At 47.3% G+C, this 15,231-nt stretch carries 12 protein-coding genes; all 12 read left to right on the top strand.

Features of this window, described 5'->3' with window-relative positions; translation table 11 throughout:
- Nucleotides 1-243: 243 nt before the first annotated feature.
- The 12 genes from AB4111_RS24220 to AB4111_RS24165 all read left to right on the top strand — a co-directional run bounded on the left by AB4111_RS24220 (nt 244) and on the right by AB4111_RS24165 (nt 15,190).
- Nucleotides 244-1,542: an ABC transporter substrate-binding protein gene (locus AB4111_RS24220; RefSeq protein WP_442033531.1), complete on the top strand. Its 1,299-nt coding sequence runs from the start codon at nt 244-246 to the stop codon at nt 1,540-1,542.
- A 316-nt stretch (nt 1,543-1,858) separates the two neighbouring features.
- Complete coding sequence (locus tag AB4111_RS24215; RefSeq protein WP_442033530.1) at nt 1,859-3,082, top strand: ATP-grasp domain-containing protein; 1,224 nt, start codon at nt 1,859-1,861, stop codon at nt 3,080-3,082.
- Nucleotides 3,083-3,104: 22 nt separating this feature from the next.
- Complete coding sequence (locus AB4111_RS24210) at nt 3,105-4,157, top strand: YqcI/YcgG family protein (RefSeq protein WP_442033529.1); 1,053 nt, start codon at nt 3,105-3,107, stop codon at nt 4,155-4,157.
- Complete coding sequence (locus AB4111_RS24205) at nt 4,154-5,422, top strand: ATP-grasp domain-containing protein (RefSeq protein WP_442033528.1); 1,269 nt, start codon at nt 4,154-4,156, stop codon at nt 5,420-5,422. The genes AB4111_RS24210 and AB4111_RS24205 overlap by 4 nt, the downstream gene beginning before the upstream one ends.
- On the top strand, nt 5,419-6,651 hold the full coding sequence (locus AB4111_RS24200) for an MFS transporter (RefSeq protein ID WP_442033527.1): 1,233 nt from the start codon (nt 5,419-5,421) through the stop codon (nt 6,649-6,651). Before AB4111_RS24205 ends, AB4111_RS24200 begins: the two co-directional genes overlap by 4 nt.
- 13 nt (nt 6,652-6,664) lie before the next feature.
- Entirely contained in the window at nt 6,665-6,805 is a 141-nt protein-coding gene (locus tag AB4111_RS24195) for a hypothetical protein (protein WP_442033526.1), read from the top strand.
- 184 nt (nt 6,806-6,989) lie between these two features.
- Nucleotides 6,990-7,556 carry a TetR/AcrR family transcriptional regulator gene (locus AB4111_RS24190; protein ID WP_062837307.1) on the top strand — a complete coding sequence of 189 codons (567 nt, stop codon included), beginning with the start codon at nt 6,990-6,992 and terminating at the stop codon, nt 7,554-7,556.
- 60 nt (nt 7,557-7,616) lie between these two features.
- A complete protein-coding gene (locus tag AB4111_RS24185) occupies nt 7,617-9,608 on the top strand; it encodes an alpha/beta fold hydrolase (protein WP_442033525.1) in 1,992 nt (663 codons plus the stop codon).
- Nucleotides 9,609-9,702: 94 nt separating this feature from the next.
- Complete coding sequence (locus AB4111_RS24180; RefSeq protein WP_442033524.1) at nt 9,703-10,650, top strand: aminopeptidase; 948 nt, start codon at nt 9,703-9,705, stop codon at nt 10,648-10,650.
- A gap of 461 nt (nt 10,651-11,111) precedes the next feature.
- The gene (locus AB4111_RS24175; RefSeq protein ID WP_442033523.1) at nt 11,112-11,270 is read left to right on the top strand and encodes a hypothetical protein; all 159 of its coding nucleotides are present in this window, start codon (nt 11,112-11,114) and stop codon (nt 11,268-11,270) included.
- Nucleotides 11,271-11,361: 91 nt separating this feature from the next.
- On the top strand, nt 11,362-11,784 hold the full coding sequence (locus AB4111_RS24170; RefSeq protein ID WP_253429671.1) for a chemotaxis protein CheW: 423 nt from the start codon (nt 11,362-11,364) through the stop codon (nt 11,782-11,784).
- 202 nt (nt 11,785-11,986) lie between these two features.
- Nucleotides 11,987-15,190: a DEAD/DEAH box helicase gene (locus AB4111_RS24165; protein ID WP_442033522.1), complete on the top strand. Its 3,204-nt coding sequence runs from the start codon at nt 11,987-11,989 to the stop codon at nt 15,188-15,190.
- The last annotated feature ends 41 nt before the right edge of the window (nt 15,191-15,231 follow it).

Raw genomic sequence — 15,231 nt, 5'->3', positions numbered from 1 at the left:
CAAGGAATACAAATTTTAAGGAACCTCAGCAACGTTATTCGGGTACAAAGAGGCGCTAGAGCCTTGAAAAACGATCAAATCGTCGAAATAACGTCGCTGTGATTCGTTAGACTGGAGAATTACGCCAATAGGTACGAATAACGTGCCCTCAGTTCGTTAGCATGAAATCACGCTTCAAAGGCAAGTTTCTCGCCACACACAAACGGTTTGTTATACTGAAACTACTATAGGGAGAGTGTATGTATGAAAAGAATGACGAAGTTGACGTTGCTTATGCTGATTGCTTTTTCGGTAATGCTCGCGGGATGTGGCAATGGGGACAAGAGTGGCAGTCCGGTCAACACAGATACTCAAGGTGGTAGCGAAGCTGCTGCCGGGGACAAAACGATTAAAATCTTCCAATTCAAAGTTGAAATTGCGGAAGCGCTTAACCGTCTCAAAGCGGAGTACGAATCCTCCCATCCAGGCGTCAAACTGGACATTCAAACTGTAGGTGGCGGCAGTGACTACGGTGCTGCATTGAAAGCCAAGTTTGCCGCAGGCGAACAACCGGACATTTTCAACGTAGGTGGATATCGTGAGCTGGATACATGGCTTGAATATCTGGAAGATCTGTCTGGTGAATCATGGGCCAAAGATGCGCTCGAAGTAGCCAAAGAGCCAATGACCAAAGACGGCAAGCTCTATGGACAGCCGCTGGCGCTGGAAGGTTATGGATTCATTTATAACAAAGACCTCTTCCAAAAAGCAGGTATTACCGAAATTCCAACGACACTGGAACAGTTGGATCAAGCTGCACAGAAACTTCAAGCCGCAGGCATTACCCCGTTTTCGAACGGATATCAGGAGTGGTGGGTGCTGGGCAATCATAACGTAAACGTGGCATTTGCAAATCAGGCAGATCCGGTGAAATTCATCCAAGGATTGAACGAAAGCACGGAGAAAATTCCTGGCAATCAGGTGTTCAACGACTGGATTAACTTGCTCGACTTAACGCTGAAATATAGCAATAAAAACCCGCTGACAACCGACTACAATACGCAAGTTACGTTGTTTGCGAGTGGAGAAGCGGCGATGATGCAGCAAGGGAACTGGACTCAAGTACAGATCGATGGAATTGATCCGAATCTGAATCTGGGTATCCTGCCGATGCCAATTAACAATGAACCAAATGACAAATTGTTTGTGGGCGTGCCGAACTATTGGGTTGTGAACAAGAACTCTCAAGTGAAAACGGAAGCGAAAGAGTTCCTGGAGTGGCTCGTGACTTCGGATATCGGGAAACAATATATGACGAAAGAATTCAAATTCATTCCGGCGTTCAGTTCCATCACGGCATCCGAGGAGGATCTGGGTGACCTCGCCACAGAGATCATGAAGTATAGCCAGGCAAATAAAACACTGAGCTGGAACTTCAACCGTTTCCCTGAAGGGGTTCCACAAGAGTATGGCAGCACGATTCAGGCATACGTTGCAGGTAAATCGGATAAAGCCGGATTGCTCGATGCGTTACAACAGAACTGGGATAGTTTGAAAAAATAACAGGCCCCATCCACTCGTTTAATAAATGTGTGAATAAGAAAAAACATAAAAAAGGTGACTCCGGATGAATTGGAGTCACCTTTTTTGATGTGAAAATTCCCAGTTAAAAAGTGCAAATATGAAGTAACAGATCGACTAATACAGAAGGTGGAGGTGTTTGTATAATGTCTACAACCTGTTGTTAGTATACAATATGGCAATAAATAGCCAAAATTTAATTATTTGTAAGTTTTAGATTGACAGTCCCCACCAATATCCATATTATAGAAAAATATAGCAGAAAGTAAAGAAATTTGAATTGGAGGTGAAATTCTTTATGAGGGATATCGTCTTTCTGTGTGACAAGCGAATGAACACCAAAACGGGGTTTCTCGAAGCTTTGTCCAACATATCGGAAACAACCAACATTTTGTTGGTAGAACAGGGATATGAACAATTTTATTCCTTACCGGAAGGGTTGTTCAGTGCTGTGTTCGAAGTGGAAGATATTACTCGGATTGATCAGGTGGAAGAGGTTTTTGAGCGCATTTTGGATGAATATGATGTGGAGCGCGTCATTGCCCCGACCGAAAATGTGGTGGAAACAGGTGGGTATCTCCGATCGCGTTTTGGCATACCTGGTATTCAAAAGAATCAGGCCGAGACGGTTCGGAACAAATGGATCATGAAGGAAACATTGCGGCAGGCGGGAATTCACACGTCACAGACGCGTATTGCGTCCAATGCAGTACAGATCAGAAAGATTGTCGCAGGCATTGGTTTTCCCATCATTATCAAACCGATTAGCGGCTGGGCGACGATCATGACGTATAGGCTCAATAATCAAGAGGAGCTTGAGCAGTATATCAGCCATTCCTGGAATCGGGAATCGGTGCTCATTGAGGAATTTATTACGGGTAGGGAGTTTCATATTGACTCGATCGTTTCAGAAGGTGAGCTTGTATTTTCCTCCGTCTCTGAATATTTGTTTAATTGTCTTGAGATTGTCCAAAATGATCGCCCTTCCGGCACGATCTGTTATCCCGCTAACACACATTATGAATATGTGGAACGGATGCAGTCGTTCAATGAAGAGATCATACGGACACTGGGAATACGTAACAGTGTGTTCCATGCAGAAGTATTCCTTCTGCCGAATGGGGAGATCTGTTTTGGAGAGATTGGAGCACGAATTGGAGGCATTGTCATCATTCCACCTATGGTGTTGAATTCCCATCAGGTGAACTTGTTTGATGCGGCCATTCAAACGGAACTTGGGATATATGAAGCTCCAACCTTGGTTAATACAGGCAAGTATACCGGTGCGGTTAATTTCCCATCTGCTGTAGGCAAGATCGAAAGTATCTCATCAGCAGAAGATTTCAAATCGATGGAAGGACTCATTGATATCCGAATTAACTTTACATCGGGTCAGTCCATTTCAGGTGGTCGAGATACGATGTCCCGATCCGGATTTGCCATTGTGGAAGGTCCAGATATCGAATTCGTTAGAAAACAACTTCTAGAACTACATGAAAAGTTTGTCCTGGTTCACCAATAAACCATTCTAGGAGGGCTTTGGGTTGTTGCTAGATAAAGCTGATGTGAAGAGACTGGATAGTCATGATTGGAGAAAGCAAGAATTTGAGCATTTTGAGAAGGACATGACCGGTGAGAATCCACGGTTTCCCTGTATATTCGGTTCCATGGGACTTAACCGTAATGAGCTACGTTTCTCCTTTTTTAATGATGTGAATGACCATTCCATAGAAGAGCTGGGAAGGGCATTGAGAGAATACGTGGAGCAGGCAAGGAGCTTTGGAAACTACACCTCCATGGTCACGTTCTTTAATATTGATAAGGATCTATCCATCGATGAATATCAGCATACGTTTTGGTCCATCCTGACCCGGCTACACACCATTGACTTGAAAGAATGGCCTGAGTTCATACCGAATGAAGAGAATGATCCCTTGTGGGAATTTTGCTTTCATGAGGAACCCATTTTTGTCGTTTGTAACACACCAGCACATGAGGTCAGAAGGAGCAGACGTGCCAATACATACATGATTACCTTTCAACCCCGATGGGTCTTTGATTCGATTGGCTTAGGAACACCAAAAGGAGATAAATCCAAGGATTTGGTGCGAAGCTTGCTTCGGCAATACGATGCAATTGAACCATTCCCGCATCTAGGGATCTATGGGAATCCGAATAATCGAGAGTGGCTGCAATATTTTATTCCAGATACCAACGAAGTTTCCGCTACAGCGCAATGCCCATTTCATCATATGAGGAGGAATAATATGAGTTCAGTTCAATATATCCAAGGGTCTGACGTAACACTTGAAGAAGCTGTAATGCAATTGCTGCCTGTAACCGGTTCGGTGGAAGTTCAAAGAGATACACCATTCCGGGAGCACAAATCCCATACCCATCCTACAGACGAAACACTTTTGATTATAAATGGAGATATTACTTTCTTCACAGAAGAAGGAGAACTGTATTGTACGCCAGGTGACCGCATTCTGCTTCCTGCTAATACGGTGCATTCATCCAAGGCTGGGGAGAATGGAACGTTATATATTATTGCTTTGGAGTTTGTGGAGCAACCGAAAGAAGAGGTTCTGGCATGACTCGTTCCTCCGTTGGTCTGCTTATGAGAAAAGGTTTTTCCCTGCACGGGGATCATATTGAAGCTCTGGGAAGAATTTTCGAAGAGGTCCATTTATGGACCTCTGTTTCTGGATATGAACAAGATCCGCGCTTTCGGTCTGTTCAGCACATTCCCAAGTATGAGAATGTGGAAGAAATGATTACGCAGGCGAGACAAAAAGGAGTACCGTTTTTCGTTACCTGGCAGGAGACGGATATTGTACTGAATGCGAGATTGAATGAAGGATTGGGAAGACAGGATATTCCTGTCCAAGCGGCTGAAATTGCCAGAGATAAGTCGAGACAGCGTCAGTTCCTAAAGCAGGAGGGCGCAGCCTGTCCTGAATTTTATGCTGTCAATACGTTGGATGAGGCTGTTTCAGCGGCAGCAAGCGTAGGCTATCCGGTTATTATTAAACCCACACTGGCCGCATCCAGCAGCCATGTTGCACTCGTCCATTCGCTTGCCGAATTGAAGGAGGCCTTCGATAGCATATCGCAACTTGCCATTTCGCAATCCGGGCTATATTTTGACGAGGAATGTCCTGCAATAGCGCTGATTGAAGAGTTCCTGCCAGGGGAAGAGATTACGCTGGATGGAGTAGTTGTTAATGGACGGTTTTATCTGGGAGGAGTACATAACAAGCTCAGAATGCCAGGTCCTTACTTTGAAGAGGATGAATATACGCTACCTTTTCAGGGAGAATCCAATGTGGAACAAGAACTTTGCGAGATGGCTCAGCAAATATGCACAGGTCTGAAACTTGTAAATGGTCTGTTTAACGTTGAAGCCAGGCAGAACGCCAACGATGAGTATAAAGTGGTGGAGTTCAGCTGTCGTATCAGTGGTGGGCATGTCTATCGCAATATTCGCGATGTGTACGGCACTGATCTGGTGACCGCCCATGCCTATGGTCTTCAGGGGGAGGAGACGTTAGCTGCCCATTTTGCGAAAAGAACAGCTCCAAAGTGCGCTACCTGTATCAAATTTGTATACCGTGACGGCAAGGTGTTGAATAATGCCAGCGGTGAGGCAGCAGATGATGTGAGGTACCGGGCTTATTATCCGGTGACTGCCAAAGGTAGAGTGGTCCATTCTGCTCCGAAAGGATTCGATATTACAGGTCTGCTGTCTGTGCGTACCCAATATGAGGGTCCTGAGGACATCGAATCGGTAAAACAAGCCGCAAGATTGCTGGAACAAAAGCTGGATTTGCAAGTTGCTGAGGTGAGACAGCTTCAATGATACAGACTATTTTGTTCATTCTCTTCCTGTCCATTACCTTATGTGGAGATACAATTCTAAATATTACTCTGATCTGGTCTGTACTGGAGCAGGGCGGGTCGATTACTCATCTAAGTATTATTATTACGATCATGAGTTTGGTACCTATTTTATTGCAAAAGTATAGCTTTTTTCTCAAAACTGCACTTAAAGAACGACCCTTGCTGATTTTCAGCTTAGCACGCATCCTGGGTATTGTGTTTCTGCTTGTGTTTTTAATTCAATTTGCCGGTAATACCAATGTGTATGGCTTATATCTGATTGGTGGCGTATTCTCCGTGATTCTGTTTTTGACCAATCAGAGCCTGGAAATCTACATGTCCCAGATGGTGCTGGATGGGAAAATCAAATCACACAAGGCCTCACATGACTTGCAGACTGCGATTCAGATTGGTGCATTTGGAGGAAGTGCGGTAACTGGAGTTTTACTCAGTATAGGCGGGTTGCCAATGATCTCAACGGTACTGATGGTGACGCTGGCTGTGGGTATGATGGCTCCATGGCTCATTCCGATTCTGTCCCGATCCGGTCAGGCTGAGCAGAACGTACAGAAAGAAAAAACAGAGGCTCCGCAGATTACGTACTCCGACGCTGTGCGAAAAAAAGTACTGAACATGACCATATTGGCGGTAGTTGTATTAACCGTGCAATTGGGAGCAATCAATTTTATCGTACCGATTTTGTTCCATGATATCTATAATTGGGATTCATCCCGTTACGGGGCTATCGGAGCAGCGATGGGGCTTGGTGCCTTTCTTGCAACGTTGATTCGTAAGTGGGAACACCGAATTCCAATGTATCTATTTATACTGATCGGCGTTATCGATATCATCATTGGCACGGTACAGGTGTTTGCGGTGTCGTTAATCTGTGGATTCATGCTTGGGTTTGTGTTTAACCGGACTCGTATTATGCAAAGATCTGTCATGTTTGATAACTTGCGCAGCCGTGAAGAGACCATGAAGTGGTCGGGAAGATCAACGTTCGCCACTCAATTCACAAGATCTGTTGTCCCGCTGGTACTGGCACTACCGCTGTCCCTTATGGGGCAGGAGAACACAGGCGTGCTGTTAGGAGCAATCGGTGTTACGGTGACGATAATCCTGTGTGTCGCCATCCGACTGGAGAACAGATTGCCACTTCAAGGCACCGAGTCGATTATTGCCGGGGACAGTAAACCTTCGATTTGAAGGAGGTAAACAGTTGTTCAAGATTGGGTATAAAGTGTATGGAGGGTCAGCCAGATACGTTCTGGTTGGCCTTTTTTTTGGTGGTTCAACCGGAAGAGATGTGGATAACCCAAAAGCAGTTAACGATCTCATGACGTATTTAACACAGAGTTAATACCATATGTGGATATCCTGTGTGTATAACACTCTAAATGTGGACAAGTATGGATTAGTTTGAGCGGAAGAAGATCTTTTGTTAACAGAAATACTTGTTTTCAACCAACTAGTACTGTATAGTTCTAAATATGACAAATCAAAAAATGAACACGGGACCTGCGAAATCCAAGAGTTCCAATCCGGTGAACCGGACCAAGGCAGTTGAAGTGGCTGCACAATTATTTCTGCGTCAGGGGTACAGCTATGTCAGCATGGATGAGGTCGTGCGTGTGAGTGGGGTATCCAAGTCCAATATCTATTACCACTTTAAAAACAAGGAGGAACTGCTTCAGGCCGTGGTACAATACTGGATTGCCCAGTATGAGTCGGAGCTGTATCTGCTGCTCAGTCAGCGTGAGCGAGGAGTGGAGGAGCGCATCTACTCATTTATGGCAATGCTGTCGGCAGGTATTGAGGGCCGAAATTACGAAGGGAGCTGCCCTTTTGTCACGTTATATATGCAGACGCCTGACAGTGCACCCCAAGTGAAGGAGAGCATATCCAGATTCTTTCGTGAGCTTAGACCAATGGTGGAGAAGCTGTTTCAGCAAGGTTTGGATCGTGGTGAATTTCGCAAAGAAATCGAACCGGGACCGGCTGCGTTGTTGTTTATTGCAGCATTGGAAGGTTCACTGATTCTTGCGGGAACTGCGCGTGATGTAGGCATTATTGAACAGTCGGCACGTACTTTTTGTCAGATGCTTCGGTAAACGAAGCTCTTTTTTTGAATACAACTAGTACTATATAGTACTAAAAGGAGCGATAACGGAATGAACGTACATACGATCCAATTATCCAATGAAGAAAATACAGCGTCAAATTCAACAAAAATTAATCAGGTAATGAGCACGTCTGATATGGAGCCAACAATCATTTTCATGACAGGCAGCACCGGTTTTATCGGCAAAGAAACGGTCAAACAACTCGCGCAAGGAGACGCTCAATTGCTCTTGCTGGTTCGATCAGAACAGCGTGCCAGAACGGTGCTGAAGGCTTATGGAGTGAAGGATTTCGCCAGAATTACCTTTATTACAGGTGATTTATCCATTTCGGGTCTTGGAATTACCGCAGTAGACCGGGAGCGTGTTGCTGAAGCAAATGTGATCATCCATGCGGGGGGGACGATGGACGTCACCTTGGAACGAACGGTAGCCGAGCAGATATTCATGAACGGGGCGAGAGAAGTGGCCCAGCTTGCGCAAGAAATTCACTATACCCGCGGACTGAGACACTTTATCCACGTGGTTGGTTTCATGAGTCCCTATGGACAGCGGAACGAACAGGGAGGTTATCTTCAGGTCGACCATGTGGGCGATCAGGAAAGTGCATATGAAGAGATGAAATTTCATGCTGATCTGCATATTCGTGAACATGCAGAACAACATAACTATCCTTTATCCGTAGTGAATCCGAGTACAGTGGTTGGACCGCGTCCGACTGGGGAAACGGAGCAAACGGGGGGGATCGGGCTGCTCATTCAGGCGATTCAAAAGCGACTTATGCCCGTAGTGCCGGGAGGTTCATCCTATTGGTTACCCCTTGTGGAGAATGATGTTGTTGCACAAACACTTGTTTTTCTATCCAGGGAAGCAGATCCAGCCGGAGGAACCTATCCATTGTTGGCGCGGAAGGAAGACAGCCCCAATATGAAGGAACTGTTGCATCTTCTGGCACATGAATTGGATGTACCCAAACCCAAAGGATCTGTACCGCTACCTTGGATTCAATGGGCAATGAAATCAGGGGGCACACGCCTCACTGGTGTACCAGCGGAGTCGGTTGCTTTTATTACAAACAGGTCATTCCCGGTCGAGGAGACGGAGGCTCTGTTTACACGTATGGGGCAATCGTGGCCAGACATCAGGGAACAGCTTCCGTTGGTTACAGCAGATCTGGACTACCGTCTTCGGTATACACCGTTACCTGAGGATGTTCCGGCAGATTATATCCGGTCACGGAGCGGGAATATGGCTATGATCGGTTGGGAGGGTGAAGGAGAGCCCTGGATTATTGTGCATGGTCTTCTTCAATCAGCAGATGAGATGTTACCTTTGGGAGAACAGCTTTGGAAAGAGACAGGTAACCCAGTTTGGTTAATGGATCTCGCGGGATTCGGACGGTCCCCTGTACATCAGGGAGATGGAGCGTTTGAAGGTCAGGTGGATGCACTACTTAAGGCACTTGGTGAGTTTGAGGGTCCCGTGAAGCTGGTAGGTCATTCGATAGGGGCAGCTATTGTGGCTGCGGCACAGGTGCGTAGCGGGCGGACAGACATTCGACTGGGATTGCTTCAGCCTGTTGCCAACAATTCGAATCCGAATGTGCTCAGATGGGTTTCCCGTTTGCCAAGAGGTGTGATGCGTTCTTTGCTTCGTCTCCGATCGGAGAAGAGTTGGAAGCGAATGTTCAGTGCATATATCAGTGGAGAAGACAGAAGAGGCATGGACCATACGATGGCCAAAAGGATACGCTCCAGTCTCCAATCCCCTCGAATTTCGGGAGCGAATGCAGATTTGCTACGGTGGATCCACTCCGGCAAGCAGGGAAATGTCAACGCCTTGCTCTGGATGAAAGCGTTGGCTGATGATCGCGCCAAAAATGCATTAGTTATATGGGCCAATAAAGATCGGGAATATCACTATCCCCGGGATATGAACTCACAGATCAAACGTATAGATGTACCCTATGGACATTACTTTCCGACGTTTCAATATAAGGAAACAGCTGCAATCCTCGCCGAATGGGCCGCTACCTTGAAGTGAGTTCAGATCTGGACATGCAGGAATCCCGTACCAATTGTCGAAAGGGTCAAGTCGAGTTGTGGAGAGCTGAAACCTAGACAGGAGAGATGAATGTATGAGCGAGCAACGTGTAGAAATCAGTAAAAAGGTACTAACGGAGTGTCTGGGACTACGCAGTGGAGAAAATCTGGTGGTTATCGCAGATGATATGAAACGGGACTTGGCCCAATCCATCTATGAGGCGGGAAAAGCACTTGGTGCAGAGTCGGTCCTGTTAATTATGGAGGAACGCAGCAGATCCGGAGAAGAGCCACCGGCGCCAATTGCAGAGGCCATGATTCGGGCAGATGTAGCCGTGTGTGTAACGAAATATTCATTAACTCATACCCAGGCACGCAAACAAGCCGCTGCATCAGGGACCCGAGTGGCAACAATGCCCGGCATGACAGAGGATATGTTCATGAATGGAGCCATTACAGCTGAATATTCGCAAGTGAAGGCGTTGACCGAGAAGGTAACGGCTCTATTAACCGCAGGTCGCCATGTGCGAATAGAGAAGCAGGGCCATAGTCTTTCCTTTTCTATAGAGAATCGTAACGGTGTACCAAGTACAGGCATGTATTTGAACCCCGGTGAATCGGGTAACTTGCCGTCAGGAGAGGCTTATATTGCTCCCGTTGAGGGCAAGGGCGAGGGCGGTATTGTTGTAGATGGTTCCGTTGCTGGAATCGGGGCACTTCGTGAACCGATGTTATTAACCGTCAAGGAAGGACGGTTGGTGTCAGCTGAAGGACCAGACGGGGCTCAATTACTGGACACGCTTGGCGCTGGCGATGGTCGCTTTCTCGGCGAATTCGGCATTGGTACCAATAACAAAGCGCGAATCACAGGTGTAGTACTGGAAGATGAGAAGGTGTATGGCACAATCCATGTGGCCTTTGGCAGTAATAACACATTCGGTGGAACGATTGCCGCGGGTGTGCATATTGATGCAGTTGTGCAAAAGCCGGACGTGTACATCGATGACAAGCTGATCATGCGTCGGGGTGAATTGGTGGAATAACTGAATAACTGCGTATCTGTAATGAAGGGAATTGGGCATGTCCACAACGTGTCCACAGTGATGGATAAACTGGAGTGGGAATTCAGATTTTACGTCAGATTTACAAACAAATACACAACATGTCCACATTAAAATAATGAATATCCACATGAAACGCTAAACATATCCACAGCATGTGTGCAATATGTGCACAACTTATCCACAAATCAGGTATAACTCCTGTTTTTATTCGATAAAACAGTCATTTTGGAGTAATAAAATAAGTTATCCACAGGAATATCTTATTTTTGTTCCAAGTATTTGAAAACATAGAAACAGATCCATAATATATGGGGATAAAAAAGACCGAAGATCAGCTGTATGCCGACTCTTTGGTCTTTTTTGAATAAATCGAATGTCAGGTTACTTACGCTCATAATTAAAATGAATGACTTCCACAACCGGTTCAAGGGAAAGGAACCTTGTTGAACCCAACAGGGCAAATGAGCAGAGACAGCAACCGTATTACAACGTTGGTTGAAGTTGGCCAAATTGATCTGGAGCCTAAACATTTGATCAAAAATAACCGATACACCAAAGTAACATCTAATGGGACGAAAGTACCTGTGGTGAATTGGTGAATGCGAACCATAAACATGGTTTTGCTTTAATATTTTACAATGATTTGATTATACGGAATGAGAGGGTATGGGGATAACTATGGATGAGGGAATGCAATATATTAATTTTTCGGTAGGAGACCAGATCTTTGCACTACGAATTGATGAAGTTCATGAGATCATCAGAATGGTGCAGGTGACAACGGTCCCGTTTGGAAGTCCGGAGATCAGAGGGTTTGCTTCGCTGTACGGTAAGGTAGTTTCGGTAGTGAGTCTTCGTGTATTGCTAGGCATGCCGGACCAGGAGGATACCTCTTCTACACGTATTATTGTGGTGCCTTACAAAGGAGGATTTGTACCTCTGATCGTCGATATGGTTGATTCTGTCGTAAGTTACGATCGTTTCGAAGAACCTGCTGAGGAACACCGCCGTTTCATGCTTGGCGTTTTTGACAAGATCGGGTTCTGTGAAGATCATCGTGCAGGCATTTTGAACCTGGATGTATTGCTGGGCAGCTTGATCAGATCATCGTAAGGTAACGATTCGTAATTCTTTCAATACTCAGTATTATCCTTCGGTTGACCCAAATGTTCCTCATCCGCTTTTCGGGAGAAGGGACATTTTTTTGTCTTGTTAAACAACGAAATAACCACTTTTTGTGGGCAAAGGTTTTTAAATCCGATCATTTTCGTATATGATGGAGAGTAACAATGCGAAGGGATGACGGGAGACTTTAATGATGCAATCGCTGTATGGAGTATGGCTTGGTGACGTATTTTTTTGTTTTTCCGGTGAAACATCGGAACCGCGTGTGGATGCATGGAGCCACGTGGTAAGACGGTTGAATTTTGGCGACGGGGGTCGTCTGTTTCAGCCTGCCGCTCTGCGTCTTGCGGAGCTGCGCTGGCCGAATCCGCTGAGGAACACGGCTGAAGCCAAGAACACGAAGCGGCGTCAACTGTTGGGGCGCACATTGGAAGGATTGGCGGTCTCGCCTAAGGATGCCTTCAGATTGCTGCTGCAATGGGATGACCGTTTGTTCAATGCAGCCGGAATTCAGGTTGGAGAAGAGATGCGTTACTGGATCAAAGCGGCGCAGTTCACACAGGAGCTGCTGTTGCGGGGAGCAATTGCTCCATCAGCTGAATTCGCAGCAAAGACCGGTGCACGGCGACGGACCGGGCAAGAGACATTGACAGGCGTATGGCGGCCACGCTTGCAGTCTGAGGAGGATATTGAACGCTTCCGCGATCTTGCTGAAGCGATGCCGCCAATTGGACTTTCTGCTCCTGGAGCTTATGCTTCATTGGAACCGGAAACGCGTGAAGAAGCAGGGGCTGCGGTATTATTTTCATTCATGAGTGGCATGATTCATGCTGTAGTGACAAGTGAACTGGAGGGCATGGACAGTGAACTGTCCCGTTACCGCACGCCATATCGACGCGGCTCTTCGCCAGTAGCCGAACTTTGGTGGAACAGTCTGATCTCGATGTTCCGTCCAGTGACGGTGCAAGGGCCAACGGACGATATGACAGCGTTTATTCATACGCTGCAAGAAGTTGGTGGAACATCGATGCCGATCGTGGGCGCAGAAGAGATGGCGCCTGCTGAAGGCCAATTGAAGCTGGCGCTCCGCCTGGAGCCTCCACTGGGCGAACATGAAACGATCTGGGGAATCAGCTTCTGGGTAGATAGTGAGCAGGAACCAAGCCTGAGGCTGCCTGCGCGGACCATCTGGGCACATCCGGAGCGAGATCTGGACCGAGGGAAAGTGTTATATACCTCGGCGGCAGAGCAGTTACTGATGGCGCTCGGGCAAGCAGCAGAATTGGCACCTGAACTGGAGACGGCGCTGCTTACCGCTCGCCCGGAGGGAATCAAGCTGGAGCAGCAGGGTTTCTTTGAATTTCTAACGCATGCGGTTCCGCGTTTGCAGAAGGCTGGCATAACCGTTCTCATGCCTTCAAAGTGGAGTCGTGCCGGGAAACGTCGTGCGGGACTCCGTCTGCAGATGTTGAATCGGGGAACAGATCGGTTGCCTGGAGCCCCATCAGCACTTGGCATGGAACAATTGGTTGCTTTCAAAGCAGAGCCCATGCTGGACGGTAAACCGGTCACGGCAGAGGAACTGGCAGCATTGGCTGAATCCACAGTTCCCTATGTCATGTTCCGCGGTGAATGGATTGAAGTGGATACAAAAGAGATTCGCCAAGTCCTGCGGTATATGAAAAAAGAAGAAGAACAATATATGCCTCTCTCCGAATGGCTGCATCTGGCTGCGGATGAAGGGGAGGATTCCGCATGGAAGGGCCTTTCCGTTTTCGGTGCCGAATCCGATGGGATGCTTGCTTTCCTGCTTGATGGACAGGTGCTTCGCAGCATTGAGCCTCGTCAGGTTCCGGCAGAATTGCATGGTGAACTAAGACCTTATCAGGAACGAGGTTTCCAATGGTTATCCGCGATGCGTGATCTGGGCTTTGGCGTATGTCTTGCGGATGATATGGGACTTGGGAAGACTATTCAGGTCATTACCTGTCTGCTGGATCGCAAACACGAAGAACGCCAGGCGGCTGCAGAGGAAGCACGTGAGAATGAAATGCTGGATGGATCAGATGATTCTTTCCCGGCGGATCAGCACACGAATGAGCAACCTGTTCATCTGCCTGCACTTATTGTGTGTCCTACCTCGCTGCTTGGAAACTGGCAGCGTGAACTGAAGCGGTTTGCCCCGGATCTGTCGCTGTACATTCATCATGGCGGACAACGGTTGCACGGGAAGGATTTTCAGGCAGAAGCACAGACGCATGACATTGTACTGACGACCTATCATCTGGCAGGCAGAGATGGCCCGGATCTGGCTTCATTGCACTGGTCCACCATTGTGCTGGATGAGGCACAATATATTAAGAACTACCGTACCAAGCAAGCGCAAAGCGTGATGCGCCTGTCTACACTTCATCGTATTGCGATGACGGGAACGCCAGTAGAGAACCGATTGAGCGAACTTTGGTCGATTTTCCAGTTTCTCAATCCGGGGTATCTGGGCACAGCTTCATCGTTCCGCCAGCGGTATACGGGACTGGGGCCATCCGAAGAAAATGCAGCCTCCTTGCGTGAGCTTCATCGACTGGTATCTCCATTCATGCTGCGCAGGCTGAAAAGTGATCCGGATATTCGCAAGGATCTGCCAGAGAAGCTTGAACTGAAATCTTACTGTTCTCTGACGCCTGAGCAGACGGTGTTGTACCAGCGTGTGGTGGATGATCTGATGGGGGGGCTGGACGGCAGAAATGGCATTGCCCGGAAGGGGATTGTTCTGTCCTCTCTGACCAAGCTCAAGCAGATCTGTGATCATCCGGTGCTGGCGGACAGCAATCGGAAAGACCATGGCAAGGCAGAGGCATCCGGTAAGATGGAACGATTGCTTGAACTGCTGGACGCCATCCGTGATAACGGGGAATCGGCCCTGATTTTCACTCAGTATGTTGCTATGGGAGATCTGTTGGTATCGAGATTGAAACAGCGATATGAGGAAGAACCTTATTTCCTGCATGGTGGTGTGTCGAAGGCGCAAAGGGATGAGATGGTGGAGACTTTCCAAAAAGGAGAGGGTCCGTCCATGTTTGTTCTGTCTCTTCGTGCCGGAGGTGTAGGTCTGAATCTGACACGGGCGAGTCATGTCGTTCACTATGACCGGTGGTGGAATCCTGCGGTTGAAAATCAGGCGACGGACCGTGTATTCCGAATTGGGCAGAATCGCAACGTGCAGGTGCATAAGTTGATCTGTCAGGGAACACTGGAGGAACGGATTGATGAGCTGATTGAGAGCAAGAAGGCACTCTCCGAGCAGGTTGTTGGTTCAGGTGAGAATTGGCTGACTGAGATGTCGGATGATGAGTTGCGTGGCCTGATTTCTCTTCAGGGTGAGACGTGGCTGTGACCTTGAACATTCAGGGGAATATAGATGTTGAGAAAGGGGGA

The organism is Paenibacillus sp. 2KB_22 (genome assembly GCF_052115745.1).
Lineage (GTDB): Bacteria > Bacillota > Bacilli > Paenibacillales > Paenibacillaceae > Paenibacillus.
This window is presented reverse-complemented; position numbering and strand designations above follow the sequence as displayed.